Annotated in this window: 22 protein-coding genes; 11 read left to right on the top strand and 11 right to left on the bottom strand. The window is 73.4% G+C overall.

All coding sequences use genetic code 11. From position 1 onward, the window contains the following. Positions 1-44 precede the first annotated feature (44 nt). Positions 45-1322, top strand: coding sequence for a streptophobe family protein (locus J7I94_RS12630; protein ID WP_215167153.1), 1278 nt, complete (start codon positions 45-47; stop codon positions 1320-1322). Here the strand turns inward: J7I94_RS12630 and J7I94_RS12625 are convergent. Next, the gene (locus tag J7I94_RS12625) at positions 1286-1771 is read right to left on the bottom strand and encodes a carboxymuconolactone decarboxylase family protein (protein ID WP_215167152.1); all 486 of its coding nucleotides are present in this window, start codon (positions 1769-1771) and stop codon (positions 1286-1288) included. The two genes, J7I94_RS12630 and J7I94_RS12625, sit on opposite strands and share 37 nt — an antisense overlap. Before the next feature lie 137 nt (positions 1772-1908). Here J7I94_RS12625 and J7I94_RS12620 point away from each other — a divergent pair, with 137 nt between their 5' ends. After that, on the top strand, positions 1909-2802 hold the full coding sequence (locus J7I94_RS12620) for an RNA polymerase sigma-70 factor (protein ID WP_308114553.1): 894 nt from the start codon (positions 1909-1911) through the stop codon (positions 2800-2802). Positions 2803-2808: 6 nt separating this feature from the next. Here J7I94_RS12620 and J7I94_RS12615 read toward each other — a convergent pair whose 3' ends face one another. Beyond that, on the bottom strand, positions 2809-3219 hold the full coding sequence (locus tag J7I94_RS12615; RefSeq protein WP_215167151.1) for a hypothetical protein: 411 nt from the start codon (positions 3217-3219) through the stop codon (positions 2809-2811). A gap of 164 nt (positions 3220-3383) precedes the next feature. Beyond that, on the bottom strand, positions 3384-4376 hold the full coding sequence (gene mgrA / locus J7I94_RS12610) for an L-glyceraldehyde 3-phosphate reductase (protein ID WP_215167150.1): 993 nt from the start codon (positions 4374-4376) through the stop codon (positions 3384-3386). Between the two features lie 111 nt (positions 4377-4487). Between mgrA and J7I94_RS12605 the strand changes: the two genes are divergently transcribed. Together J7I94_RS12605 and J7I94_RS12600 are read left to right on the top strand one after the other, a co-directional pair. Next, a complete protein-coding gene (locus tag J7I94_RS12605; RefSeq protein WP_215167149.1) occupies positions 4488-5372 on the top strand; it encodes a LysR substrate-binding domain-containing protein in 885 nt (294 codons plus the stop codon). Positions 5373-5397: 25 nt separating this feature from the next. Next, positions 5398-5913 carry a DUF664 domain-containing protein gene (locus tag J7I94_RS12600; RefSeq protein WP_215167148.1) on the top strand — a complete coding sequence of 172 codons (516 nt, stop codon included), beginning with the start codon at positions 5398-5400 and terminating at the stop codon, positions 5911-5913. On the opposite strand, the gene J7I94_RS12595 is transcribed toward J7I94_RS12600, so the two are convergent. The 5 genes from J7I94_RS12595 to J7I94_RS12575 form a co-directional block, all read right to left on the bottom strand. After that, positions 5895-6968 carry an adenosine deaminase gene (locus J7I94_RS12595; protein ID WP_215167147.1) on the bottom strand — a complete coding sequence of 358 codons (1074 nt, stop codon included), beginning with the start codon at positions 6966-6968 and terminating at the stop codon, positions 5895-5897. The two genes, J7I94_RS12600 and J7I94_RS12595, sit on opposite strands and share 19 nt — an antisense overlap. After that, positions 6965-7372 carry a VOC family protein gene (locus J7I94_RS12590; protein ID WP_215167146.1) on the bottom strand — a complete coding sequence of 136 codons (408 nt, stop codon included), beginning with the start codon at positions 7370-7372 and terminating at the stop codon, positions 6965-6967. Before J7I94_RS12590 ends, J7I94_RS12595 begins: the two co-directional genes overlap by 4 nt. Before the next feature lie 93 nt (positions 7373-7465). After that, positions 7466-8350, bottom strand: coding sequence for an aldo/keto reductase (locus J7I94_RS12585; RefSeq protein WP_215167145.1), 885 nt, complete (start codon positions 8348-8350; stop codon positions 7466-7468). Positions 8351-8383: 33 nt separating this feature from the next. Continuing rightward, the gene (locus J7I94_RS12580; protein ID WP_215167144.1) at positions 8384-9271 is read right to left on the bottom strand and encodes a glycoside hydrolase family 19 protein; all 888 of its coding nucleotides are present in this window, start codon (positions 9269-9271) and stop codon (positions 8384-8386) included. Positions 9272-9470: 199 nt separating this feature from the next. Beyond that, on the bottom strand, positions 9471-9638 hold the full coding sequence (locus J7I94_RS12575) for a hypothetical protein (RefSeq protein WP_215167143.1): 168 nt from the start codon (positions 9636-9638) through the stop codon (positions 9471-9473). A gap of 235 nt (positions 9639-9873) precedes the next feature. On the opposite strand from J7I94_RS12575, the gene J7I94_RS12570 reads away from it, so the two are divergent. The 3 genes from J7I94_RS12570 (at position 9874) to J7I94_RS12560 (ending at position 11357) form a co-directional block, all read left to right on the top strand. Beyond that, positions 9874-10323, top strand: coding sequence for an SPW repeat protein (locus tag J7I94_RS12570; protein ID WP_215167142.1), 450 nt, complete (start codon positions 9874-9876; stop codon positions 10321-10323). A gap of 155 nt (positions 10324-10478) precedes the next feature. After that, positions 10479-10742 carry a GlsB/YeaQ/YmgE family stress response membrane protein gene (locus J7I94_RS12565; protein WP_215167141.1) on the top strand — a complete coding sequence of 88 codons (264 nt, stop codon included), beginning with the start codon at positions 10479-10481 and terminating at the stop codon, positions 10740-10742. Between the two features lie 129 nt (positions 10743-10871). Then, positions 10872-11357 carry a nucleoside deaminase gene (locus tag J7I94_RS12560; protein WP_215167140.1) on the top strand — a complete coding sequence of 162 codons (486 nt, stop codon included), beginning with the start codon at positions 10872-10874 and terminating at the stop codon, positions 11355-11357. Positions 11358-11366: 9 nt separating this feature from the next. On the opposite strand, the gene J7I94_RS12555 is transcribed toward J7I94_RS12560, so the two are convergent. After that, positions 11367-12113, bottom strand: coding sequence for a chaplin (locus J7I94_RS12555; protein ID WP_215167139.1), 747 nt, complete (start codon positions 12111-12113; stop codon positions 11367-11369). Positions 12114-12343: 230 nt separating this feature from the next. On the opposite strand from J7I94_RS12555, the gene J7I94_RS12550 reads away from it, so the two are divergent. After that, on the top strand, positions 12344-13945 hold the full coding sequence (locus tag J7I94_RS12550; protein WP_215167138.1) for an alpha/beta fold hydrolase: 1602 nt from the start codon (positions 12344-12346) through the stop codon (positions 13943-13945). Between the two features lie 4 nt (positions 13946-13949). Here J7I94_RS12550 and asnB read toward each other — a convergent pair whose 3' ends face one another. After that, a complete protein-coding gene (gene asnB, locus J7I94_RS12545) occupies positions 13950-15791 on the bottom strand; it encodes an asparagine synthase (glutamine-hydrolyzing) (RefSeq protein WP_215167137.1) in 1842 nt (613 codons plus the stop codon). Positions 15792-16140: 349 nt separating this feature from the next. On the opposite strand from asnB, the gene J7I94_RS12540 reads away from it, so the two are divergent. Further along, complete coding sequence (locus tag J7I94_RS12540; RefSeq protein ID WP_215167136.1) at positions 16141-17169, top strand: Gfo/Idh/MocA family protein; 1029 nt, start codon at positions 16141-16143, stop codon at positions 17167-17169. A 258-nt stretch (positions 17170-17427) separates the two neighbouring features. After that, on the top strand, positions 17428-18762 hold the full coding sequence (locus J7I94_RS12535) for a PAS domain-containing protein (RefSeq protein ID WP_215167135.1): 1335 nt from the start codon (positions 17428-17430) through the stop codon (positions 18760-18762). Positions 18763-18777: 15 nt separating this feature from the next. Here J7I94_RS12535 and J7I94_RS12530 read toward each other — a convergent pair whose 3' ends face one another. Beyond that, positions 18778-20280: a hypothetical protein gene (locus tag J7I94_RS12530; RefSeq protein ID WP_215167134.1), complete on the bottom strand. Its 1503-nt coding sequence runs from the start codon at positions 20278-20280 to the stop codon at positions 18778-18780. Positions 20281-20618: 338 nt separating this feature from the next. Between J7I94_RS12530 and J7I94_RS12525 the strand changes: the two genes are divergently transcribed. Next, on the top strand, positions 20619-21752 hold the full coding sequence (locus J7I94_RS12525; RefSeq protein WP_215167133.1) for an aminoglycoside phosphotransferase family protein: 1134 nt from the start codon (positions 20619-20621) through the stop codon (positions 21750-21752). Positions 21753-21776 lie beyond the last annotated feature (24 nt).

Genomic DNA, 21776 nt, shown 5'->3' with positions numbered 1-21776 from the left:
TCGCCCGGCGGGCGGGGGTGCCGGGCGCTGCTTAGCGTGGCGGGGTGAGTGTGCGCACCCCCTCCGACCACGGCTGGACAGCGGCCCTGGGCACGGTGCTGGCCGGGCTGGCCGTCCCGTTCGCGGTCGCCGCGCTCGGGCTGTGGGCGGCCGGGGCGGCCGACCTGCCCGACGGTGCCTTCTGGCCGGTCGTCGCGGCGGTCGTCGCGGCCGCGCTGGGCGGGGCGGTGGAACTGTCCGGGGACGCCGGGGAGCTGGCCGGCGCCGAGGCCGGGCTCACCGTGATGCCGCTGTCGGTGACGCTGGCCGGGGCGCTGGTGGTGGGCCGGGGCTTCCTCGGGCCGCTGCGCCGCCGCACGGTGGCCGACGGACCGGAACTGGCCCGCTGGGCGGGCCGGATCGCCGTCCTGTGGCTGCTCGTCCTGCTCGCCCTGGCCCTCGCCGCCCGGCACACCTTCGAGGTCTCCCTCGGGGAGGGATGGCTGGACGACCTCGGTGACCTGTTCGGCGTCTCCCCGACCGTCGGCTTCACCACGGACGTGCCGCTGACCGTGTTCTTCGGCCTGCTGTGGCTGGCGGGTGTCCTGCTCGTGGCGCTGCTGGTGACGGGCGGGGCGCCGCTGTCCGGGCGGCTCGGGCGGCTGCGGTCGGCCGCGCGTCCGGCGGCGTACGCCATGGTCGCGCTGCTGCTCGCCTGCGTCGCGGTCGGCGTCGTCGTCGCGCTGGCCGTCGCGGCCACCCGGGGGCGTCCGGCGCAGACCCTCGCCGTGGTGCTGCTCGGACTGCCCAACCTGACGTGGCCCGCGCTGACCATCGGCATGGGCGGTACCTGGAACGGGCGGGTGGAGGGGCCGTTCGGGCTGCCGATGCCCCGCGTCCTGGACGAGGTGCTGCGCACCCCGGACGTCTCGACCGTGAACCTGGGGACGCTCACCGGCCAGGACGGCCGGGCGTGGTGGCTGCTGGTCGCCGCCGCGGTGCTGCTGCCGGCCGCCGGGTGCGTGCTGGCGGCGCGGTCGCCGGCCGGGACGCCGGCCTGGCGCGACGCCGTGCGGATGGCCTGCGCGCTGGTGGCGACGGTGCTCGTGATCGGCCTGACCGGCCGGGTCTTCGCGCGGTACGGCCTGTCGCTGCTGGGCATCGGTGACCTGGGCGGCGGGCTCTCCGGGGAACTGTTCCTGCGGCCGCGGCTGTGGACCGTGGCCGGCCTCGCGGCGGGGTGGGGGCTGGCCGCCGGGTTCCTCGGCGCGCTGCTCACGCGCCTCGGAACCCGGCGTCGGAGGGATCAGTCGAACGCGGCGGCGAACGCCCCGGGCTCGTAGGAGCCGCCCTTCTGACGGGTGATCACGGCGAGCCGGTTGGCCGCGTTGATCAGCCCGACCAGGCAGACCAGCGCGGCGGTCTGGTCGTCGTCGTAGTGCTCGCGTACCAGCTCCCAGGTCTCGTCGGACACGCCTTGGTGGGCGTCGGCGAGCCGGGTGCCCTCCTCGGCGAGGGCCAGCGCGGCCCGTTCGGCCTCGGTGAAGACGGTGGACTCGCGCCAGGTGGCGACCAGGCTGAGCCGCACCGCGCTCTCCCCGGCCGCCGCGGCCTCCTTGGCGTGCATGTCGACGCAGTGGCCGCAGCCGTTGATCTGACTGGCGCGCAGCGACACCAGTTCCTGCGTGGACCTCGGCAGCGGCGACTGCTGGAGCACCACCGCCGTCCCCGCGAACCGCTTGGCGAACTTGGCCGCGATCTCGTTCTCGAACAGGTCGAACCGGGTTTCCATGGCGTCGTCCTCACTCGTGTCCGTGCGTCGGATGCCCACAGGACGCCGGTGCTCCGTTCCCTGTGACGTGGCGGAAATGTGACGTGCGCCACCGGCCGGTGCTGTCACGGAACCGCCCCGGCCGGCGTCTCGGGTACGTGACGACAGAACACAGCGACCGAGCCACCGAGGCGTTCGTCGCCCACCGCAACCTGCTGTTCACCGTGGCCTACGAGATGCTCGGCTCCGCCGCCGACGCGGAGGACGTGCTCCAGGAGACCTGGCTGCGGTGGGCGGGCGTCGATCTCGGCGAGGTACGGGACCCGCGGGCCTACCTGGTCCGCATCACCACGCGCCAGGCACTGAGCCGGCTGCGCGCGCTGGGCCGCCGCAAGGAGTCCTACGTCGGCTCCTGGCTGCCGGAGCCCCTGCTGACCACCCCGGACGTGGCCGAGGACGTCGAACTGGCCGACAGCGTCTCGATGGCCATGCTGCTGGTCCTGGAGACCCTGGCGCCCGTCGAGCGGGCGGTGTTCGTGCTGCGCGAGGTGTTCGCCCTGGGGTACGGGGAGATCGCCGACGCCGTCGGCAAGAGCCCGGCCGCGGTCCGGCAGATCGCGCACCGGGCCCGGGCCCATGTCGCGGCACGCCGGCCGCGCGGGACCGTCTCCCCCGCCGACACCCGGGACGCGCTCGCCGCGTTCCGGCGGGCGGTCGAGACGGGCGACCTGCGGGGCCTGCTCGACATCCTGGCGCCCGACGTCGTGCTGCTGGGCGACGGCGGCGGGGTCCGGCAGGCCGTCCTGCGGCCCGTCGACGGCGCCGACAAGGTGGCCCGGCTGCTGCTCGGCGCGCTGGGCCGGCTCACCGCCGAGGTCTCCCTGCGGCCGGCGCAGGTCAACGGCCACCCGGCACTGGTCGTGCGGCTCGACGGCGGCCTGGACAGCGTGGTGGCGGTGCGCGTCGACGACGGCCTCATCACCGGCCTGTACGCCGTGCGCAACCCCGAGAAGCTGTCGCGCATGGAGCGGGAGACGGCGCTGCGCCGGTGACGCCGGTCAGGCGACGGGCACCACCAGGGCCGGGCCGGTGCGCTGCATGCGCAGGGCGTCCACCGACTCGGCGAGCAGTTCGTACTCGGTGGTCTCGTCGCTGGTGGCGACCCGCACCAGCCGCCCGGCGGCCAGTTCCTCGCCGACCAGTTCCTGCTGCACCACGTCGGCGCACCAGGCGCGCAGCGCCCGCGGGACGTCCGGGGCGTCGTCGGCGACCGGGGTCAGGGCGCCGCGCGGCAGGTGCGGCCGGTCGGGCTGCGGATCGAGCCGCTCGGCGATCCAGAAGGCGCGGTCGCGCAGCCACCACAGGGCGAGGGCGAGGGTGGGCGCCCGGTAGGTCCCCAGGGGGACGCCGATCCGTCGCCCGTCACAGACTCCGTACGCGGTGACATGGCACAGGAACTCGTCGTGCACGTCTCCCCTCCCCCGTCGCGTGCGTCGTGCGCTGTGGGTGAGGGCGCTGTCGCGTGGCGTGATGCGCCCTAGGAGTCGAGTATGTTCACTGCTGAACCACTGTCACCACGTCTTTCCGGCCAGTCTCTTGGCATATTCACAGCTTCGACTGGCCGGAACTCCCTCTAGGCCGCGACGAGTTCGTCGATCCGCGCCAGTTCGTCGGCGTCGAAGTCCAGGTTGCCGACGGCCGCGACGCTGTCCTCCAGCTGCGCCGGGCTGCTCGCGCCGACCAGCGCGGAGGTCACCCGGCCCCCGCGCAGCACCCACGCCAGGGCCATCTGCGCCAGGGACTGGCCGCGGGACGTGGCGATCGAGTCGAGCGCGCGCAGCTTGCCGACCAGGTCCTCGGTGACCGCGTCCGAGTTCAGGAAGGGGCTGTCGCTCGCCGCCCGCGAGTCCTCCGGGATGCCGTCGAGGTAGCGGCCGGTCAGCAGGCCCTGCTCCAGCGGGGAGTAGGCGATGGAGCCCACCTCCAGTTCGTCGAGCGCGTCCAGCAGGCCCTCGCTCTCCGGGCGGCGGTCGAGCATCGAGTAGCGCGGCTGGTGGATCAGCAGCGGCGTGCCGAGGTCGGCGAGGATGCGCGCGGCCTCCCGCGTCTGCTCCGCCGAGTAGTTGGAGACGCCGACGTACAGCGCCTTGCCCTGCCGCACCGCCGAGTGCAGGGCGCCCATCGTCTCCTCCAGCGGAGTCTCCGGGTCGGGGCGGTGCGAGTAGAAGATGTCGACGTACTCCAGGCCCATCCGCTGCAGGCTCTGGTCGAGGGAGGACAGCAGGTACTTGCGCGAACCCCACTCGCCGTACGGGCCGGACCACATCAGGTAGCCGGCCTTGGTGGAGATCACCAGCTCGTCGCGGTACGGCGCGAAGTCGGCCTTCAGCGCCTCGCCGAGGGCGGACTCGGCGGCGCCGGGCGGCGGGCCGTAGTTGTTGGCCAGGTCGAAGTGGGTGACACCGAGGTCGAAGGCGCGGCGCAGGATGGCGCGCTGGGTCTCCACCGGGCGGTCCGGGCCGAAGTTGTGCCACAGGCCGAGCGAGAGCGCGGGGAGCTTCAGGCCGCTGCGTCCGGTGCGCCGGTAGGGCAGGGTCGCGTAGCGGTCGGGGTGTGCGGTGTACAACGCGTCTCCAGAGGGATCGGTACGACGGAACCGGCTCCCACTCTCGCGCCGGTCTCGGCGAGTGGTCCAACAGGAGAATCCGATGGGATTCAGCGACTACGCTTCTCAGTCGTGGAACTACGCCATCTCCAGCACTTCGTCGCGGTCGCCGAGGACCAGCACTTCACCCGGGCGGCGGAACGCCTGGTCGTCTCCCAGTCGGGCCTGTCGGCGTCCATCCGGGCGCTGGAGAGGGAGCTGCGGGCGCCGCTGTTCGTCCGCACCACCCGCCGGGTGACGCTGACCGAGGCCGGGCGGGCGCTGCTGGGCGAGGCGCAGCGCATCCTGGCACAGGTGCGGGCGGCGCACGAGGCGGTCGCCGCGGTGCAGGGGGTGCTGCGCGGCACGCTCTCGGTGGGCACCGAGCAGTGCATCGCCGGGGTGCCGGTGGCCGGACTGCTGGCCGGTTTCCGCCGCCGTCACCCGGACGTGGAGATCCGGCTGCGGCAGGCGGGCTCCGGCGAGTTGGCGGAGGAGGTCGCCGCGGGCCGGCTGGACCTGGCCTTCGCCTACCGGATCCAGCCGGACAGCGACCGGCTGCGCTCGGTGTCGCTGTCGGCCGAGCCGATGACCGTGCTGTGCCACCCGGGTCACCGCCTCGCCGGTCACGGGGCGGTACTGGCCCCCCGCGACCTGGCCGACGAGGTCTTCGTCGACTTCCACCCCGACTGGGGGCCGCGCCGCGTCACCGACACCGCGTTCGCCGCGGCGGGCGTACGGCGCACCGTGGCGCTGGAGGTCAACGACGTGCACGGGCTGCTCGACCTGATCGACGAGAACCTGGGCGTCGCCGTCGTGCCGCGCCACTTCCGGCACAAGCGGGCGTCCCTGACCTCGCTGCCGCTGAAGGAGACCGACGACGTGCTGTACGAGACCGTGGCCCTGCTGCCGCCCCCGCAGGCCACCAGCCCGGCCGCCCGGGCGCTGATGGCGCTGCTGGAGACGAGGAGCGCCTGACGGACGCGTGCGTCATGGTGGACGTATGCATGCCAAGGACATCCTCATCGAGGGCTACGGCCGTGTCCGGGAAGAGGTCCACGCCGCCGTCGACGGCGTCGGCCCCGACGACCTGGCCGCCCGCCCCTCCCCCGACGCCAACTCCGTCGCCTGGCTGATCTGGCATCTGACCCGGGTCCAGGACGACCACGTCGCGGACGCCTTCGGCCTGGACCAGGTGTGGCTGGCCCAGGACTGGCACCAGCGCTTCGGCCTCGGCCTGCCCGCCGGGGACACCGGGTACGGGCACGGTCCCGCGCAGGTCGCGAAGGTGCGGGTCGGCTCGGCGGACCTGCTGACCGGCTACTACGACGCCGTGCACGAGCAGACGCTCGGCGCCCTGCGCTCCCTGGCCGCCCGGGACCTGGAGCGCGTGGTGGACGACACCTGGGACCCGCCGGTCACGCTGGCCGTCCGGCTGGTCAGCGTCCTGTCCGACGACCTCCAGCACGCGGGGCAGGCCGCCTACGCGCGCGGGCTCCTTCAGAGCACGACGGCGTAACCGGGCAGGACGACGTCCTCGATCAGGGCCTCGCGCTCGTCGAACGGGATGAAGGCGCTCTTGAGGGCGTTGACCGTGACCGTGCGCAGGTCCTCGGCCGTCCAGCCCGCCTGCTCCACCAGCAGGGACATCTCGCGGGTCATCGTCGTGCCCGAGACGAGGCGGTTGTCGGTGTTGAGGGTGACCCGGAAGCCGAGGTCCTTCAGCGCGGTGATCGGGTGCTCGGCGATGGAGGCCGCGGCGCCGGTCTGGAGGTTGGAGGTGGGGCACATCTCCAGGGCGATCCGGCGGTCCCGCACCCAGCCGGCCAGGCGGCCCAGCTTGCCGGCCGCGAGGTCGGGGATGTCGTCGGTGATGCGCACGCCGTGGCCGATGCGCTGGGCGCCGCACACCTGGACCGCCTGGTGGATGCTGGGCAGTCCGTACGCCTCCCCGGCGTGGATGGTGAACGGCATGTTCTCACCGCGCAGGTGGGCGAAGGCGGCGAGGTGGTCGGCGGGCGGGAAGCCGTCCTCGGCACCGGCGATGTCGAAGCCGACGACCCCGGCGTCCCGGAAGGCGACCGCCAGGTCGGCGGCCTCACGGACGCGGTCGAACATCCGCATCCCGCACAGCAGGGTGCCCACCCGGACGGGCGTACCGGCCGCCGCGGCCTTCGCCATGCCCGCGGCCAGCCCCTCCTGGACCGTCTCGACGACCTCGGGCAGGGTCAGACCGCCCCGCAGCATCAGCTCGGGGGCGTAGCGCACCTCGGCGTAGACCACGCCGTCCGCGGCGAGGTCGAGGACGTACTCCTCGGCGGCGCGCAGCAGGCCCGCGCGGGTCTGGAGCACGGCGAGGGTGTGTTCGAAGGTGGCTATGTAGCGCACCAGGTCACCGGAGTTGGCGGCCGCGTAGAACCAGGCGGCCAGTGCGTCGGGGCCGTCGGCGGGCAGGGTGTGGCCGGCCTCCCGGGCCAGTTCCACGACGGTGGCGGGACGCAGACCGCCGTCGAGGTGGTCGTGCAGCACGGCCTTGGGGAGCCGGCGGAGGGTGTCGGTGTCGAGCGTGGTCATGCGTCGGTGTCCTCGGATGTGGTGGGCTGGAGCAGGTCCCAGCGGTTGCCGTACAGGTCCTGGAAGACCGCGACCGTGCCGTAGGGCTCGTGCCGCGGTTCCTCCAGGAAGGTCACGCCGGCCGCCGCCATACGGGCGTGGTCGCGGGCGAAGTCGTCGGTGTGCAGGAAGAAGCCGACGCGCCCGCCGGTCTGGTCACCGACCCGGGCGCGCTGTTCCCCGCCCTTGGCGCGGGCCAGCAGCAGCGCGGTGCCGCCTTCGGTGCCCGGCTCGACGACGACCCAGCGGGAGCCGTCGGGCCGGGGCGTGTCCTCGGCCAGGCGGAAGCCGAGGGCGCCGGTGTAGAAGCGGACGGCCTCGTCGTAGTCGTCGACGACGAGGGTGACCAGGGCGATACGGGACATCGGGACCTCTCCGGGCGGGATGAGGGGAGAGGTTAGTACGGATGACAGTTATACGTAAAACTGTCATCAACTGTCATCCGTACGTCGTCCGTGTCAGCCGAGTCGGGCCAGGTCCTCCCCGGTGAGGCGCAGCGCGCCCGCGGCCACGTTCTCGGTGAGGTGGGCGGGGTCGCCGGTGCCGGGGACGGCGAGCACGTGCGGGCCCTGGTGCAGGGTCCAGGCGATCCGGACCTGCGCGGGGCTCGCGCCGTGCGCCCGGGCGACCGCGCGGACGCCGGCGTCGTGGTCGGCGGCGGCCCGCTGGGGCCCGGCCTCGCCGGCGATGGCGTAGAACGGCACGAAGGCGATGCCCTGGTCGCGGCACAGGCCCAGGAGTTCGTCGGTGGCGGGGTCGTGGAAGCCGAGGCCGTAGCGGTTCTGGACGCAGACGACCGGGGCGATGGCCTGGGCCTCGGCGAGGTGGCGCGGCTCGACGGCGGAGAGGCCGAGGTGGCGGATCAGGCCTGCCCGGCGGAGTTCGGCGAGGGCGCCGAAGTGCTCGGCGACCGAGCCCTGGCGCATGCGGCGCAGGTAGACGACGTCGAGGTGGTCGCGGCCGAGCTGGCGCAGGTTCTCCTCGACGTGGCCGCGCAGGTCCTCGGGGCGCGCGGAGGTGCCCCACGCGCCGGACCAGTCCCGGAACGGGCCGACCTTGGCGGCGATCACCAGATCGTCGGGGTAGGGCGCCAGCGCGCTGTTGATCAGTTCGTTGGCGGAGCGGAGGGAGGAGAAGTAGAAGGCGGCGGTGTCGATGTGGTTGACGCCGAGGCCGACCGCCCGGCGCAGCACGGTGAGGGACCGCTCGCGGTCGCCCGGTGTGCCGAGGTGGAAGGCGGCGCTGCCCGTCAGCCGCATCGCGCCGAGGCCGACGCGGCGGACGGGCAGGTCACCGAGGGTCCAGGTGCCGGAGGCGTGGGCGGTGATCGTTTCCGAGGTCATCGGCGGAGTCTGGCACACGCCCGGTGGCACGGATCAGCAGTACAAATTGCCGCCCGGGTCGACCCCGAGGATCTGCGCGAAGCGCTGGTACGTCGTCACCCGGCTCTGCACCTGCGCGGGGTTGCCACCGTCGCACTCCACGTAGCCGTTGATGGAGCGGATGGTCTGGCCGAAACCGGCGCCGTTGACCATGGCGTTGTGCGGGGTCATGGTGCCGGGGCCGGACTGGGTGTTCCAGTACCACAGGCCCGTCTTCCAGGCCACGGCCGCGTCGTTCTGCACCAGCCAGGGGTTGTTCAGCAGGTCGATGCCGAGGGCGTCGCCCGCGGCCTTGTAGTTGTAGTTCCAGCTGAGCTGGATGGGACCGCGCCCGTAGTAGGCCGCCTGTCCCGCCGGGCAGCCGTAGGACCGGTTCCAGTCGCAGTAGTGCGCGTAGTTGGAGGTGTCCTGCTCGACGATGTGCACCAGTCCGCCGGTCTCGTGGCTGACGTTGGCGAGGAAGGCCGCGGCCTCCTGCTTCTTGACGGTGTCGCTGCCGGTGGTGGCGAAGCCGGGGTAGGCGCTGAGCGCGGCGGTGAGCCCGCCGTAGGTGTAGAACCCGTTCCGGCTCGGGAACATCTGGTTGAACTGGGCCTCGGAGACCACGAAGTTCCCGACCGGCGTGGAGCCGCCGTCGCAGGCGTACGGCTCCCAGTACCAGGTGCTGATGACCGGGTCGTAACCCGGGTTGGCGTGTTCGGCGATGTACGCCTTGCCGTCGGTGTAGCGGACGATGTCACCGGCGGCGTACGACTTGCCCGCCACCCAGCTCGGGTAGCTCGAACAGGCGGCGGCGGACGCCTGAGTGGCCGGCATCAGCACCGGCACGGCGCCGGCGAGGGCGAGGACGGCCACGACCGCGGAGATACGACGTCTCGACACGGGATCAACTCCTTGACGGAGCACGGCCGTTCCCGACACGGGGCAGGGTGGAGCGGGCCCTGGGGGACGGCCGTGGTGGGGGGTGGTCAGCACACTCAACCGCATTGGTATGTACCAGTCAAGGGTGTAGACCAGTCCCGCCTCAGCCGCCCCGGGGCCGTCCCGCGCCCACGTCCCGACGGAGCGCGCCGCCGGCCGGTCAGTCGTCGTCGGACGTCGGCACGACGACGAGGAACGCGTCCGACTTCAAATCCATGACGACCGTCGCGGGCTCACCCTGGGCCCGTCGTGCGGCGGCGAACTCCTCCGCCGGCCACGAACCGCGCGGAGCTCCCGCCGGAAATCGCTCCAACACCTTCGCGCCCATAGCGGCAGACACCTCCAGGAGTGGAAACCGGTGGCCGATCGGCTCGGCCGGGTACGTTCCGCCTGCCCGCGTTCGTTCCGCGCATACCCCCCTCCCCTGTCCCGCCGACCGCACGGCGGGGCCCCCTCGCCCACCACTACACATAAGGGCGACATAAGGAGCAGAATGGAGATGTTGCGACACTCATCGCATACCGCACCAGACGCGGACGGTCTGCCAGTCAAAGGAGACGACCATGGCCAACGTCTCGCACAGCAGAGGCGACACCAGAGGCGACATAAGCAGCCACCCCGACGCCCCGGAGATGCGGGCCCGGTACGACCGCATGCTCGGCGGCCGGGACGTGGCTCTCGTGGACGGGCCGGTCTTCCTGCTCGGTCTGTACTGCGCCGTGTCCCCCTGGATCCTCCACTTCACGACGAGCCAGCCCTCGCTGGTCGCCCACAACCTGATCGTGGGCATCGCGATCGCTCTGCTGGCCCTGGGGTTCACCCGGGCCCCGGAGCGCATGTACGGCCTCAGCGGAGCCATGTGCGCCATCGGCGTGTGGATGATCATCTCACCGTGGATCGTGGGTTCCTCCCCCGACGCCGGAGTCATCTGGAACAACATCATCATCGGTGCTCTGGCCCTGATGCTGGGGACGGTCTGCGCCGCTACGGCGGCGAAGAGCTCCAAGCCCTAGCCGATCCGGAACCCCTACGGGCCGGTCCGCCCCGCGCGGACCGGCCGCCGCGCGCTGCGGCGCCGACCGCACGCTGCAGCGCCGACCGGACGGGACTGGGTCCGCCCCGAGCGGGCAGACGCCCGGTGCGGGGGTCTTGACGGAAAGGGGCGGAGATGGAAGTCGACGGCATCATCAGCGCGATCGTGATCGGCATCGTCATCGGTGTCCTGGGGCGCCTCGTGGTCCCGGGCCGCCAGCGCATCGGCATTCTGTGGACCATCCTCGTGGGCATCGTGGCCGCGCTGATCGGCTCCGCGATCGCCGGCGCGTTCGGCGTGGCGGACACCGGCGGCGTGGACTGGGCCGAGTGGCTCATCCAGATCGGGCTGGCCGCGCTCGGCGTGGCCGCGCTGGACCGGTCGAAGGCACGCCGCTGACGGCGTAGCCCAGGACGCGCGAACAGCGACGGCACCCCCCACCGCGGGCGGCGCACCGGACCATCCGGCGCGCCGCCCGCGACGCGTAGGGTGGGGCGCCTCGATCACTCCCCGGGAGGGCCGGACGCCATGACCGTGAAGGACACCGAGCTGCCCCATCTGCGCCGGTGCGTGGAGCTGGCCGCGGCAGCGCTGGAGGCCGGGGACGAGCCCTTCGGTTCGGTCCTGGTGAGCGGGGACGGCACCGTGCTGGCCGAGGACCACAACCGGGTCGCGTCCGGCGACCGCACCCGCCACCCCGAGTTCGCGCTCGCCCGCTGGGCCGCGGACCGCCTCACCCCGGCGCAGCGGGCCGCCGCGACGGTCTACACCTCGGGCGAGCACTGTCCCATGTGCGCCGCCGCCCACGCCTGGGTGGGCCTCGGCCGCATCGTCTACGTCGCCTCCTCGCGGCAGCTCGTGACGTGGCTCACCGAGCTGGGCGTCCCCGCCGCGCCGGTCCGCGCGCTGCCGGTCCAGGAGATCGCCCCCGGCGTGACCGTGGAGGGCCCGGTGCCCGAACTGACGGAGGAAATCCGCGCGTTGCACGTGCGGTTCCACACCGGGCGGGGCTGACAGGGCAGGTCACGCCCGGTCCGTCCGCCGACGGACCGTACCCGCCGGCCGGTCGCCGGTGCCGGGGCGGAAGCGCCGGAAGAGGACCGCGCCGCCGAGGACGAGTGCGGCGCCGCCCAGGAGGGCGGGGACGGTCAAGCCGGCTCCGGTGCGGGCGAGCGCGGCCGAGGTGGCCCGCGGGTCGGTGAGGTCCGGCGCGGCCGTCGGCGGTGCCTTCACCTCGGTCTCCGGCACCGACGGCACCGACGGCCGCGGATCCGTCTCCGGCACCGACGGCGCCGGCGGCTCGGGCCGCGAGGGGCGGCTCGGCGGCGGCTGCCCGGAGCGGTCGCCGGAGCCGTTCGCGGACTCGTTGCCGACCGACGGGTCGCCGACGCCCACCACGCTCACCGCGTTGCCGCTGACGTTCACCGGCAGACTCACCGGCAGCCGCACCCCGTTGCCGGAGAGCACGCCCGGTGAGTCCCGCTCACCGCCCTCGGCAAAGGCGTCGGCCCGCCCGGTCCCGCGGCCGGCGTCACCGGCGTTCTCGCAGCCGTCGCCGGCGTCGGGGCTGAGCAGCCCGGCCACGTTCACGAAGTTCCCGCACACGTCCACCGGGAGCTGGACGGTGTTGCCGGAGACCAGCCCCGGCGAGCCGGCGGCGGAGCCCTCCGCGCCGGCGCCGCCGGCCGCGAGGCCCGAGCCGGCCGGCAGCGTCACGGCCAGCGCACCGGAGGCGGCGGCGAGCACACCGATTCGGGCGACCCTTCCCATGGTTCCCTGCCTTCCGGACATGGTCGCGGGCGCTCGCCCGCACCGACGAGAACGCGGGTGGACCACCCGAGTCATGGCTTGTCCGTCTTCACTCCGTCGAGTGACACTTCTGTCGAACAAGCGGCAGGGTGCGCAGCGCAGGCCTGCCCGGAGGCGGGTCGCCACCGGCCCGCTTATGGTGATCGAGGGCGCCGTTCTCCGGTCCCCGACGGGGCGCCCGGGAGGCATCGATGCTGGCCAAGCTGTCGACCCGGCCCACGGCCCTGCGCTGGGCGGTACCCGGAGCCCTGGGCCTGTCCCTGCTGGGCGCGGGCCTGCCCGCCGCCACCGCGGACGGCTCCGCGGCCGACGGATCCGGGGCCGGGCTGTCCCGGTTCTACGACCAGCGGGTCACGTGGTCCGCCTGCGAGGGCCTGGACATGCCCGAGGACCTCCAGTGCGGGAAGGTCACCGTGCCCCTCGACTACGCCCGGCCGGAGAAGGAGACCCTCGACCTGGCCCTCGCCCGTTACCGGGCGACCGGCGAGCGCAAGGGCTCCGTGCTGCTGAACTTCGGCGGGCCGGGCGGCTCCGGCGTCAGCGAACTGTCCGCCGGCGGCAAGGACTTCATGCACCTCACCAACGGCTACGACGTCGTCTCCTTCGATCCGCGCGGCGTCGGCCGCTCCTCCCCGGTCAGCTGCGGTCCGGGGTCGGTCGAGATCGTGGAGGCGACCGACGGGGACGAGGGGCTGAAGGACCCGCGGGAGGCGCTGGAGCGGCTGCGGAAGGCCGCGGCCCAGTGCGAGAAGCACTCAGGGCCGGTGCTGTCCCACATAGGCACCGTGGACGCCGCCCGCGACCTGGACGTGATGCGCCGGGCGCTCGGTGACGACAAGCTCAACTACCTGGGCTTCTCCTACGGGACCCGGCTCGGCGCGGTGTACGCCGCGCGGTTCCCCCACCGGGTGGGCCGGCTGGTCCTGGACGGTGTGGACACCCTGACCGAACCCCTCGCGGAACAGGGCCTGGCGAGTGCGCGGGGGCAGCAGACCGCGCTGGAGAACTTCCTCGACTGGTGCGTGGAGGACATCGCCTGCCCGTTCGGCCAGGACAGCAGGGACGCCCGCCGCCAGGTCGAGAAGCTCGTCGCGTCCCTCGACGACGAGCCGGTGCCCTCGGTCTTCGGTGAGCCCTTCTCCGGGCAGGATCTCGTCGGTGCCCTCGGAGAGGCGCTCTACAGCCGGGAACTGTGGCCGTCGCTGGAGCGGGCCGTCGCGCAGCTGGTCGAAGACGGCGACTCGAGCCGCCTGGAGGGTTTCGTGTCCGGCGGCGTCGGCTTCCCCGTCCGGCGGGACGCGGACGGCGGGCTCACCGACGCGCAGGACGTGCCGCTGGACAACCTCCCGGCGGCGCTGATGGCGATCAACTGCGCCGACGACCCGGACCGCCCCACCGCCGGCCAGGTCACCCGGTCCCTGGGCCGTCTGCGGGAGCGGTACGAGCAGGCGTCACCGGTCTTCGGCCGGTACCGGCTCACCCAGGTGCTGATGTGCTACGGCCGCCCCAGGGGCACCGACTACATCCGCGACGAGGTCAAGGGCGTCGACACGCCGAAGATGCTGCTGGTCGGCACACGCGGCGACCCGGCGACGCCGTACCACTGGACGCAGGAGACGGCCGAGCGGCTGGGCCCCTCGGCCGTGGTCCTCGACAACAAGGGCGAGGGGCACACCGGGTACTCGTCCTCCAAGTGCGTGCACCGCAAGGTCGACGACTTCCTGCTGCACGGCTCCCTGCCGCCCGACGGCAGTTCCTGCGGGCCGGAGGGCGACAGAGGGCCGGGGCGCTGAGCCGTCAGCCGAGGACGAGTTCGGGGTCGTACATCTCCAGCCAGAGGGCGAGGTCGAGGGCGCGTTCGAGGCCGCGCCGGTCCGCCTGGCCGGTCATCGGGGCCTCCCGGTCCACGGCGCGGCGCAGCCGGGCGGGATCGACGAGTTCGAAGACCCGGTGGTCCGGGCGGGCGAGCAGGTCCCGCGCCTGGTCCTGGAGGGCCGCCGCGTACTTGGGGTCCTGCGTCGACGGGTAGGGGCTCTTGACCCGGTCGTAGACGGACTTGGGGAGGACGTCGGCGGTGGCCTCGCGCAGCAGGGTCTTCTCCCGGCCGTCGTAGGACTTCAGGGCCCAGGGCGTGTTGTAGACGTACTCCACGAGCCGGTGGTCGCAGAACGGGACGCGGACCTCCAGGCCGACGGCCATGCTGGCGCGGTCCTTGCGGTCGAGCAGGATGCGCACGAAACGGGTCAGGTGGAGGTGGGAGATGCGCCGCATCCGGTACTCGAAGTCGCTCTCGCCGTCCAGGCGCCGGATGCCCGCCACGGCGTCGCGGTAGCCGTCGGCGACGTAGGAGGAGAGGTCCAGGGCCTTCGTCAGGTCGGGGCGCAGTACGTCGGCGTCGTCCCCGAAGTGGCGGCCCATCGTCACCAGCCAGGGGAAGGCGTCGGTGTTGCGCGCCGCCTCGTCGAAGAACTGGAGGTAGCCGCCGAAGACCTCGTCGGCGGACTCGCCGGACAGCGCGACGGTGGAGTGCTCGCGGATGGCCAGGAAGAGCAGGTAGAGGGAGGCGTCCATGTCGCCGAGGCCGGCGGGCAGGTCGCGGGCCCGGATCACCTTCGCGCGGATCTCGGGGTCGGCCAGGGCCTGGGAGTCCAGCACGATGTCCTGGTGGTCGGTGCCGGCGGTGCGGGCGACGTCGTGCACGAACGGGGTGTCGGGCGTGCCGCGCAGTTCGTCGGCGACGAAGTTCTCGGCCTGGCCGGCGAAGTCGACGGCGAAGCTGCGGACCCGCTCGCCCTGCCCGGCCAGCTGCCGGGCGCCGAGCGCGGTCAGCGCGGAGGAGTCCAGCCCGCCGGAGAGGAGGGTGCAGCGGGGCACGTCCGCGACGAGCTGGCGGCGCACGATGTCGTCGAGGAGGGTGCGGACGTGGGCGACGGTGGCGTCCCGGTCGTCGGTGTGCGGGCGGGTCTCCAGCTCCCAGTAGCGGCGCTGCCGTACGCCGTCGCGGTCGACGGTGACGACGGTGCCGGGCTCGACCTCGTGGATGCCGTCCCACACGGCGTGCCCCGGCGTCTTGATCATGGTGAACAGTTCGCGCAGCCCGTCGAGCCGGACCCGGCGGCGGGCCAGCGGGTTGGCGAGGATCGCCTTGGGCTCGGAGCCGAAGAGGACGCCGTCGGCGGTGGGGTGGTGGTAGAAGGGCTTGATGCCCATGCGGTCGCGGACCATGACGAGCTTGTCGGCGCGGCCGTCCCAGATCGCGAAGGCGTACATGCCGTTGAGGCGCTCGGCGAGCGCGTCGCCCCACTCCAGGTAGCCGCGGAGCACGACCTCGGTGTCGGAGTCGGTGGTGAAGCGGTGGCCGCGGCCGGTCAGGTCGCGGCGCAGCTCGGTGAAGTTGTAGGTCTCGCCCGAGTAGACGAGGGCGACCGTGCCGTGCGGGGTCTCGGCGGTCATCGGCTGCCGGCCGCCGGGCAGGTCGATGATGGCGAGCCTGCGGTGGCCGAGCGCCGCGGGGCCCTGGACCCAGACGCCGCGGTCGTCCGGTCCGCGGCAGGACATCGTCTCCGTCATCGCATCCAATGCCGCCCGCTCGGCCCCCAGATCGCGGTCGAAGGAGACCCAGCCGGTGATGCCGCACATGTGCTACCTCCTGCGTCCGGTGCGCCCGGAGCGTCCGCCCTGACGTGCGTTTTCGCACGCGGGAGCGAACCACCGGGCAAACCAGTTGTACTTGCCATCTACATGTCGAGCCTGCGCTCTACGAGCGGGAACGGTCAATGCGGCCGTAACGCGACCGACACACAGAGGCTCGCCATTTCGGCCACACTTTGCGATCGCGATACCTTCGGACCCGCTCATGCGGGGCCCGTGCCGCGCGGAACCGGCCACGGGCAAAAACTTCCCCAACGCCGCCTCGGCCGCCGTCCGCCCGCCCTTGACGGCCGTGACACCCTGGTCGCGCGGTACGACCGGGAGGAGCCGACGGGACATGGGGCAGTCGCTGGGTGTGGCGGTGCTGGGCGCGGGACACATGGGCGCCGATCACATACGACGTCTGGACACGGTGGTGAGCGGCGCCCGGGTGGTCGCCGTCGCCGATCCCGACGCCGACCGGGCCGAGGCGGCGGTCGCCGGGCGGGAGGGCGTCGCGGTCCGCACCGACCCCGAGGCCGCGCTCGACGCGCCCGGCGTCGAGGCGGTGCTGATCGCCTCCCCCGGCGAGGCCCACGAGGCGGCACTGCTCGCCGCCTTCGAGCGGAACCTGCCGGTGCTGTGCGAGAAGCCGATGGTGCCCGACCCGGCGGGCGCGCTGCGGGTGGTGGAGGCCGAACTCCGGCTGGGGAAGCGGCTGGCGCAGATCGGGTTCATGCGCCGCTACGACACCGAGTACGCGCGGCTCAAGTCGACGCTGGACAGCGGGCGGCTGGGGCGTCCGCTGATGCTGCACTGCGTGCACCGCAACGTCTCCTCCCCGCCCCACTTCACCTCGGCGATGCTGGTGAACAGCTCCCTCTCGCACGAGATCGACGCCGCCCGCTGGCTGCTCGGACAGGAGCCGGTCGCGGTGACCGTGCACCGGCCGCGGCCGTCCGCCGGCGCGCCCGCCGGGCTGCACGACCCGCAGTTCGTGCTCCTGGAGACCGACGGGGGCGTCCTGGTCGACGTGGAGGTCTTCGTCAACTGCGGCTTCGGTTACCAGGTCCGCTGCGAGGCCGTCTGCGAGGCGGGCGGCGTCCGGATCGGGGAGGAGCACGGCATCGCCGAGACGGCGGCGGACGGCGTGCGCCAGGAGGTGCCGCGGGACTACCTCGTACGGTTCGCCGACGCCTACGACCGCGAGGTGCGCGCCTGGGTGGACGCCGCCCGGCACGGCCGGGTCACCGGACCGAGCGCCTGGGACGGTTACGCGGCGTCCGCGGTCGCCGAGGCCGGCGTCCGCGCCCTGGAGTCCGGCACCCGTACGGCCGTCGGCCTCGCCCCGCGCCCGGACCTGTACGGGGAGAACGCGACGGCGTAGAACACCAGGGCGACTCCGGCGGCGCGCGCCCTGCCCGCACCTCAACTCCCGTAGAGCGTCTACGTCTTGGTCCACCGAGAGGGCATGAGATACGACCGGACGAGTCGCCCGCCCGGGACTATGGCATATGCCGTCGGCATCGCCGTATCGTGTGTCGCCAAATCCCTTACAGAGGGTCGCGGGCTGTGCAACAGTCATTATGTCCCTGCGCCCGTTCCGTCTCCGCCTGGCCGTACCGTCTGCACACCGGAGTGCGTCATGCCGTCCCATCTCTCCGCGGACCCTCCTTCCGCACAGCCGTCGGAACACGGCTCGGTGGAGGCGCTGATCTCGCAGACGCGACGGCTCAAGGGCGAGGTGGACGCCGTACGGCGCGGCGCCCGCGGGAACGGGGCGGATCCCCGGGGCCGCTGGCAGCTCGCCCTCTACGACCTGGCCCTGCACCAGCTCGACGACCTCGACCAGCACTTGGCCCAGCTGCGCGACGGCCCGCTGCCCCGGACGCCGCCCGCCGGGCCCGCCGCCCGGGCCGGCTCGCTGCTCAGCCGGGTCGGCAGCGCGGAGTGGAACCTGCTGACGGACGGGGCCGACTGGTCCCCGGAGCTGTACCGGATCCTCGGCCGCGACCCCGCCGCTCCCCCGCTCACCCTGGACGAGCTGCCCTCCGTGGTCCTGGAGGAGGACCGGCCCAAGCTGACCGCGATGGTCACCGGCTGCCTCGTCGACGCGCGGCCGATCAACGGCGAGTTCCGTGTCGTCCGGCCCGACGGCACGGTGCGGACGGTGCACATGATGGGCGAGCCGGTGCTCGACGCCCACGGCAGCACCGCCTCGATGTGGGCGGTACTGCGCGACGTCGGCGAACTGCGCCGCAGCCAGCGGGCGGTGCACGAGACCCGTGACTCCCTGCCCGCCGCCGAGCACCGGGTGCCGCCCCGGCCCCGGGCCACGGGCGGGGCACCGGAGAGCGCGCCGCCCCGCCTGTCCGGCCCCCCTCGGCTGTCCCGTACGGCCGGACTGGAGCTGGCCGTCGCGCTGCCGCCGGAGACCGCCGGGCCGGCCGGCTCCCTCTGGTACGACGCCTGCGAGATCGCCGAGGGCGTGACCTTCCTGAGCGCCGGCTCCCTCACCGGGGCCGGCGCGGGCGGGACCGCGGACCCGGCGTTGCTGGCCGGCACCCTGCGCGGCATGGCGCTGGCCGGCCTGACCCCCGCGGCGCTGCTCGACCGCCTCTACCGCCTGCCCGACGCCACCGCCCGGCCCGCCCTGGACGGCGCCCTGTGCTGTGCCTACCGGGCCGCCGACCGGACGCTGGTGTGGGCGCACACGGGACGCCCCGCCCCGCTGCTCTTCCGCGGCGGGACGGGGCGCGTGCTGGGCCCCGGGCGCGAGGAGACCCTCGAAGCCGGGGACCTGCTGCTCGTGCACACCGGGACGGTGCCGGCGGACCGGCTCCTCGCCCTGGCCTCCCGTCTGGACGGGGCGGGCCCGGCCCAGGACGCCGTACGGCTGGTGGCGCGGGAGTGCGGCGGGGCGGACCCGGCCGGACACCGGGACGCCGGCTGTGTACTGGCCGCCCGGGTGAGGGCGTAGGAGATCAGACGTGGGCTACGCGGAGGCGCTGTTGCCGGATTTGCCCTTTCCCTTCGCCTTCGGCAGCGCCAGCCTGATCTCCTCCCGCAGTTGCTGGATGTCCGGATAGCCGGCGTACTCGGCGGTGAGCCGGTACATCTGGCGCAGCCGGTCCCAGGTGCGGTGGGAGGAGTTGGAGCCCATCGCCATCAGGGCCAGCCGGGCGTAACGGTCCGCCTGTTCCGGGTCGTCGGCGATGAAGCAGGCCGAGGCCATGGAGAGATGGTCGAAGATCTTCGACCGCCCCCGGGCGTCGGTCCGCAGGTCCAGTGCCTTCCCGGCGTAGTACTGCGCGTGTGCCGCCGCGCCCGGGTCGAACTCGGCCAGGGTGCGGTAGGCGAGGGCCGTCATGCCGTACAGGTCCTCCTCCGTGAAGAGCTGCATCCAGTCCGGCGGCTCGATGTCGTCGCGGTCGGAGACGAACAGGTCCTCGGCCTGGCCGAGGGTGCGGCGCATCGCCTGGCCCTTGCCCATCGACGCCTGCGCCCACGCCTCGATGGTGTGGAACATCGCCCGGGTGCGCGGCAGCAGCCGCTCTCCGGCACCGGACGTGGCGAGCTTCATCAGGTCCAGCGCGTCGTCGGGCCGGCCCAGGTGCACCATCTGGCGGGCCGCCCGGGAGAGCGCCTCACCGGCCCGGGGCCGGTCACCGCCCTCACGCGCGGCGTGGGCGGCGATGAGGAAGTACTTCTGGGCCGTGGGTTCCAGGCCGACGTCGTGCGACATCCAGCCGGCCAGGACGGCGAGGTTGGCGGCGACGCCCCACAGGCGCCGCTGGAGATAGGGAGGGTGTCGGTAGGCGAGCATGCCGCCCACCTCGTTGAGCTGGCCCACCACCGCCTTGCGCTGGAGCCCGCCCCCGCGGGCGGCGTCCCAGGCGCGGAACACTTCGACCGAACGCTCCAGTTCCTCGATCTCCTGCGACCCGATGGGGGCGGCCTCGTAGCGGTCGAACCCGGCGGGGTCGGCGGTGTGCAGGGGACGGTCGAGGTCGGGAGCGTCGGCAGCCAGAGCAGGGTCGGTGTGCAGCCAGTCGTGCATGGCGCCGCTGAGTGCGGATCCCGCGGCGAGCGCGGCGCCCGCGCCCACCAAGCCGCGTCGGTTGAGCATGAGGTCCATTCCCGTGAATTCGGTGAGGACCGCGGCGGTCCGCTCGGGCGCCCACGGCACTCCGTCGGGATGTTCCTCGCTCCCGCCGCCCTGCCGTCTCCCCGCACGCCCGTGCCGGACCAGACCGAGATCCTCGATGGTCACGACACGGCCGAGACGCTCGGTGAACAGCACCGCCAGCACCCGCGGCACCGGATCGCGCGGGATCTCTCCCATGTCGATCCACCGCCGCACCCGCGAGGTGTCGGTCGCCAGCTGGGGGTGGCCCATGGCCGCCGCCTGCCGGTTGACCAGCCTCGCGAGTTCGCCCTTGGACCAGCCGGCCAGGCCGAACAGGTCCGAGAGCCGGGTGTTGGGTCGTCCGCTCACGTCAAGCCCCCAGGTTCTCGGCTGAGTTGACAGTAGCCCCGGGCAGGTTGCCGGGCGACTATTCGCCAGGGTTCGCCAGGGTTCGCCAGATGGTGTGCCAGGGCCGGTCGGGTGTCAGGTAGGAGTGCGTCACCCCGACTTGGCCGCCGCCGGGACACTCCCCAGGGTGGCCCGACGGCGGCCGGTCGGGCGGCGCGGCCCACGTGCCGTGCCGGAACACGGCACAGGCACAGCACGCATTCGCCGGCACCGGCTGAACGGCTGGACACGCGGTCCAGCCGTTCAGCCGCAGCCGGCCCAGGCAGCACAGCAGGAACACGAAGGGATCTGTCTCGCCCATGTACGCAGCATCGTCCTCCGTGTCCGCCCCGCCCCGGTCGCCGCACGCCCGCCCGGCGGGCAGCGGCCCGTATCTGGCCCCTCCACGACCGGCGGCCCCCGTCCTCGGTGCGGGCAAGGCACGGCGCGCCACCGGGCCCGGTGCACCACCCCTCAGCGGGAGAATCGACTTGTCCGGCCCCCAGGGTGCCCAGCTCCGTACGGCGATCGCCGCCGTGCACCGGATCTGCCCGGAGTTCTCGCCGGTCCAGGTGCTGCGGCGCAGCGGACGGTCGGTCCTGCTGGTCGGCACCACGGGGCGCAACACGGCCGTCGCCAAGTGTCTGCTGGACCACTCGCCCGCGTGGGCGGAGCGGATCCGGCACGAAATAGCGGCCTACCGCACGTTCGTCCGGCACCGCCCGCCGGCGCGGGTGCCGAGGCTGATCGCGGCGGACCCGGACAACTGCACGCTCGTGATCGAGCGGATGCCGGGACGGGTGGCCGCCGTGCAGCGGCACCCGGTGGAGGCTCCGCCGCGGGCGGACATCAGGGCGGCGCTCGGCACGATCTGCCGGCTCAACGCCTGGCGGCCGCCGGCGGACACCTTCGGCCAGCCGCTGAAGTACGCGGAGCGGATCTCCCGGTACCACGAGCTGGGACTGCTCACCGACCGGGACCTGGGCGACCTCCAGAAGCTGCTGCACGGCATCGCGCACGCGGCCGGGGGCCAGCCGATGGGCCAGTTCTGCCACGGCGACGCGCTGCTGTCGAACATGCTCCTGTCACCGGCCGGTCCAGTGCTGGTGGACTGGGAGCACGCGGGCTGGTACCTGCCGGGCTACGACCTGGCGACGCTGTGGTCGGTGCTCGGGGACGCACCGGTGGCCCGGCGGCAGATCAGCCAGCTCGCCCAGTCGGGTGGCCCGGCCTCGCGGGACGCGTTCCTGGTGAACCTGATGCTGGTGCTGACCCGGGAGATCCGTACCTACGAGACGGCCGTGCAGCGTTCGATGCGCGACGGGGCCCCGGCGGCACCGGTGGCTCCGGGTGCCACGACGTCGGGTGAGGAGCAGCGGCTGCTGCTGCGCCGGCTGCACGACGACTGTCAGCTGGCCCGCCGGGCCGTGCGGGCGGCGGTCGGCACGCGCTGAGCGAAGGGCCCAGAGGGCTCAGGG

Origin of the sequence: Streptomyces sp. ISL-12, assembly GCF_018614415.1 — a bacterium.
Taxonomy (GTDB): domain Bacteria; phylum Actinomycetota; class Actinomycetes; order Streptomycetales; family Streptomycetaceae; genus Streptomyces.
Note: the sequence above shows the minus strand (reverse complement) of the source record. Positions and strands in the feature narration are given on the sequence as shown.

Coding starts and splice junctions, on each gene's coding strand:
- J7I94_RS12570 (WP_215167142.1), top strand. CDS start 9,874: ATGGCCAACGTCTCGCACAGCAGAGGCGACACCAGAGGCGACATAAGC.
- J7I94_RS12535 (WP_215167135.1), top strand. CDS start 17,428: ATGCCGTCCCATCTCTCCGCGGACCCTCCTTCCGCACAGCCGTCGGAA.
- J7I94_RS12565 (WP_215167141.1), top strand. CDS start 10,479: ATGGAAGTCGACGGCATCATCAGCGCGATCGTGATCGGCATCGTCATC.
- J7I94_RS12525 (WP_215167133.1), top strand. CDS start 20,619: ATGTACGCAGCATCGTCCTCCGTGTCCGCCCCGCCCCGGTCGCCGCAC.
- J7I94_RS12600 (WP_215167148.1), top strand. CDS start 5,398: ATGCATGCCAAGGACATCCTCATCGAGGGCTACGGCCGTGTCCGGGAA.
- J7I94_RS12550 (WP_215167138.1), top strand. CDS start 12,344: ATGCTGGCCAAGCTGTCGACCCGGCCCACGGCCCTGCGCTGGGCGGTA.
- J7I94_RS12560 (WP_215167140.1), top strand. CDS start 10,872: ATGACCGTGAAGGACACCGAGCTGCCCCATCTGCGCCGGTGCGTGGAG.
- J7I94_RS12585 (WP_215167145.1), bottom strand. CDS start 8,350: ATGACCTCGGAAACGATCACCGCCCACGCCTCCGGCACCTGGACCCTC.
- J7I94_RS12575 (WP_215167143.1), bottom strand. CDS start 9,638: ATGGGCGCGAAGGTGTTGGAGCGATTTCCGGCGGGAGCTCCGCGCGGT.
- J7I94_RS12555 (WP_215167139.1), bottom strand. CDS start 12,113: ATGGGAAGGGTCGCCCGAATCGGTGTGCTCGCCGCCGCCTCCGGTGCG.
- J7I94_RS12590 (WP_215167146.1), bottom strand. CDS start 7,372: ATGTCCCGTATCGCCCTGGTCACCCTCGTCGTCGACGACTACGACGAG.
- J7I94_RS12595 (WP_215167147.1), bottom strand. CDS start 6,968: ATGACCACGCTCGACACCGACACCCTCCGCCGGCTCCCCAAGGCCGTG.
- asnB (WP_215167137.1), bottom strand. CDS start 15,791: ATGTGCGGCATCACCGGCTGGGTCTCCTTCGACCGCGATCTGGGGGCC.
- J7I94_RS12625 (WP_215167152.1), bottom strand. CDS start 1,771: ATGGAAACCCGGTTCGACCTGTTCGAGAACGAGATCGCGGCCAAGTTC.
- J7I94_RS12540 (WP_215167136.1), top strand. CDS start 16,141: ATGGGGCAGTCGCTGGGTGTGGCGGTGCTGGGCGCGGGACACATGGGC.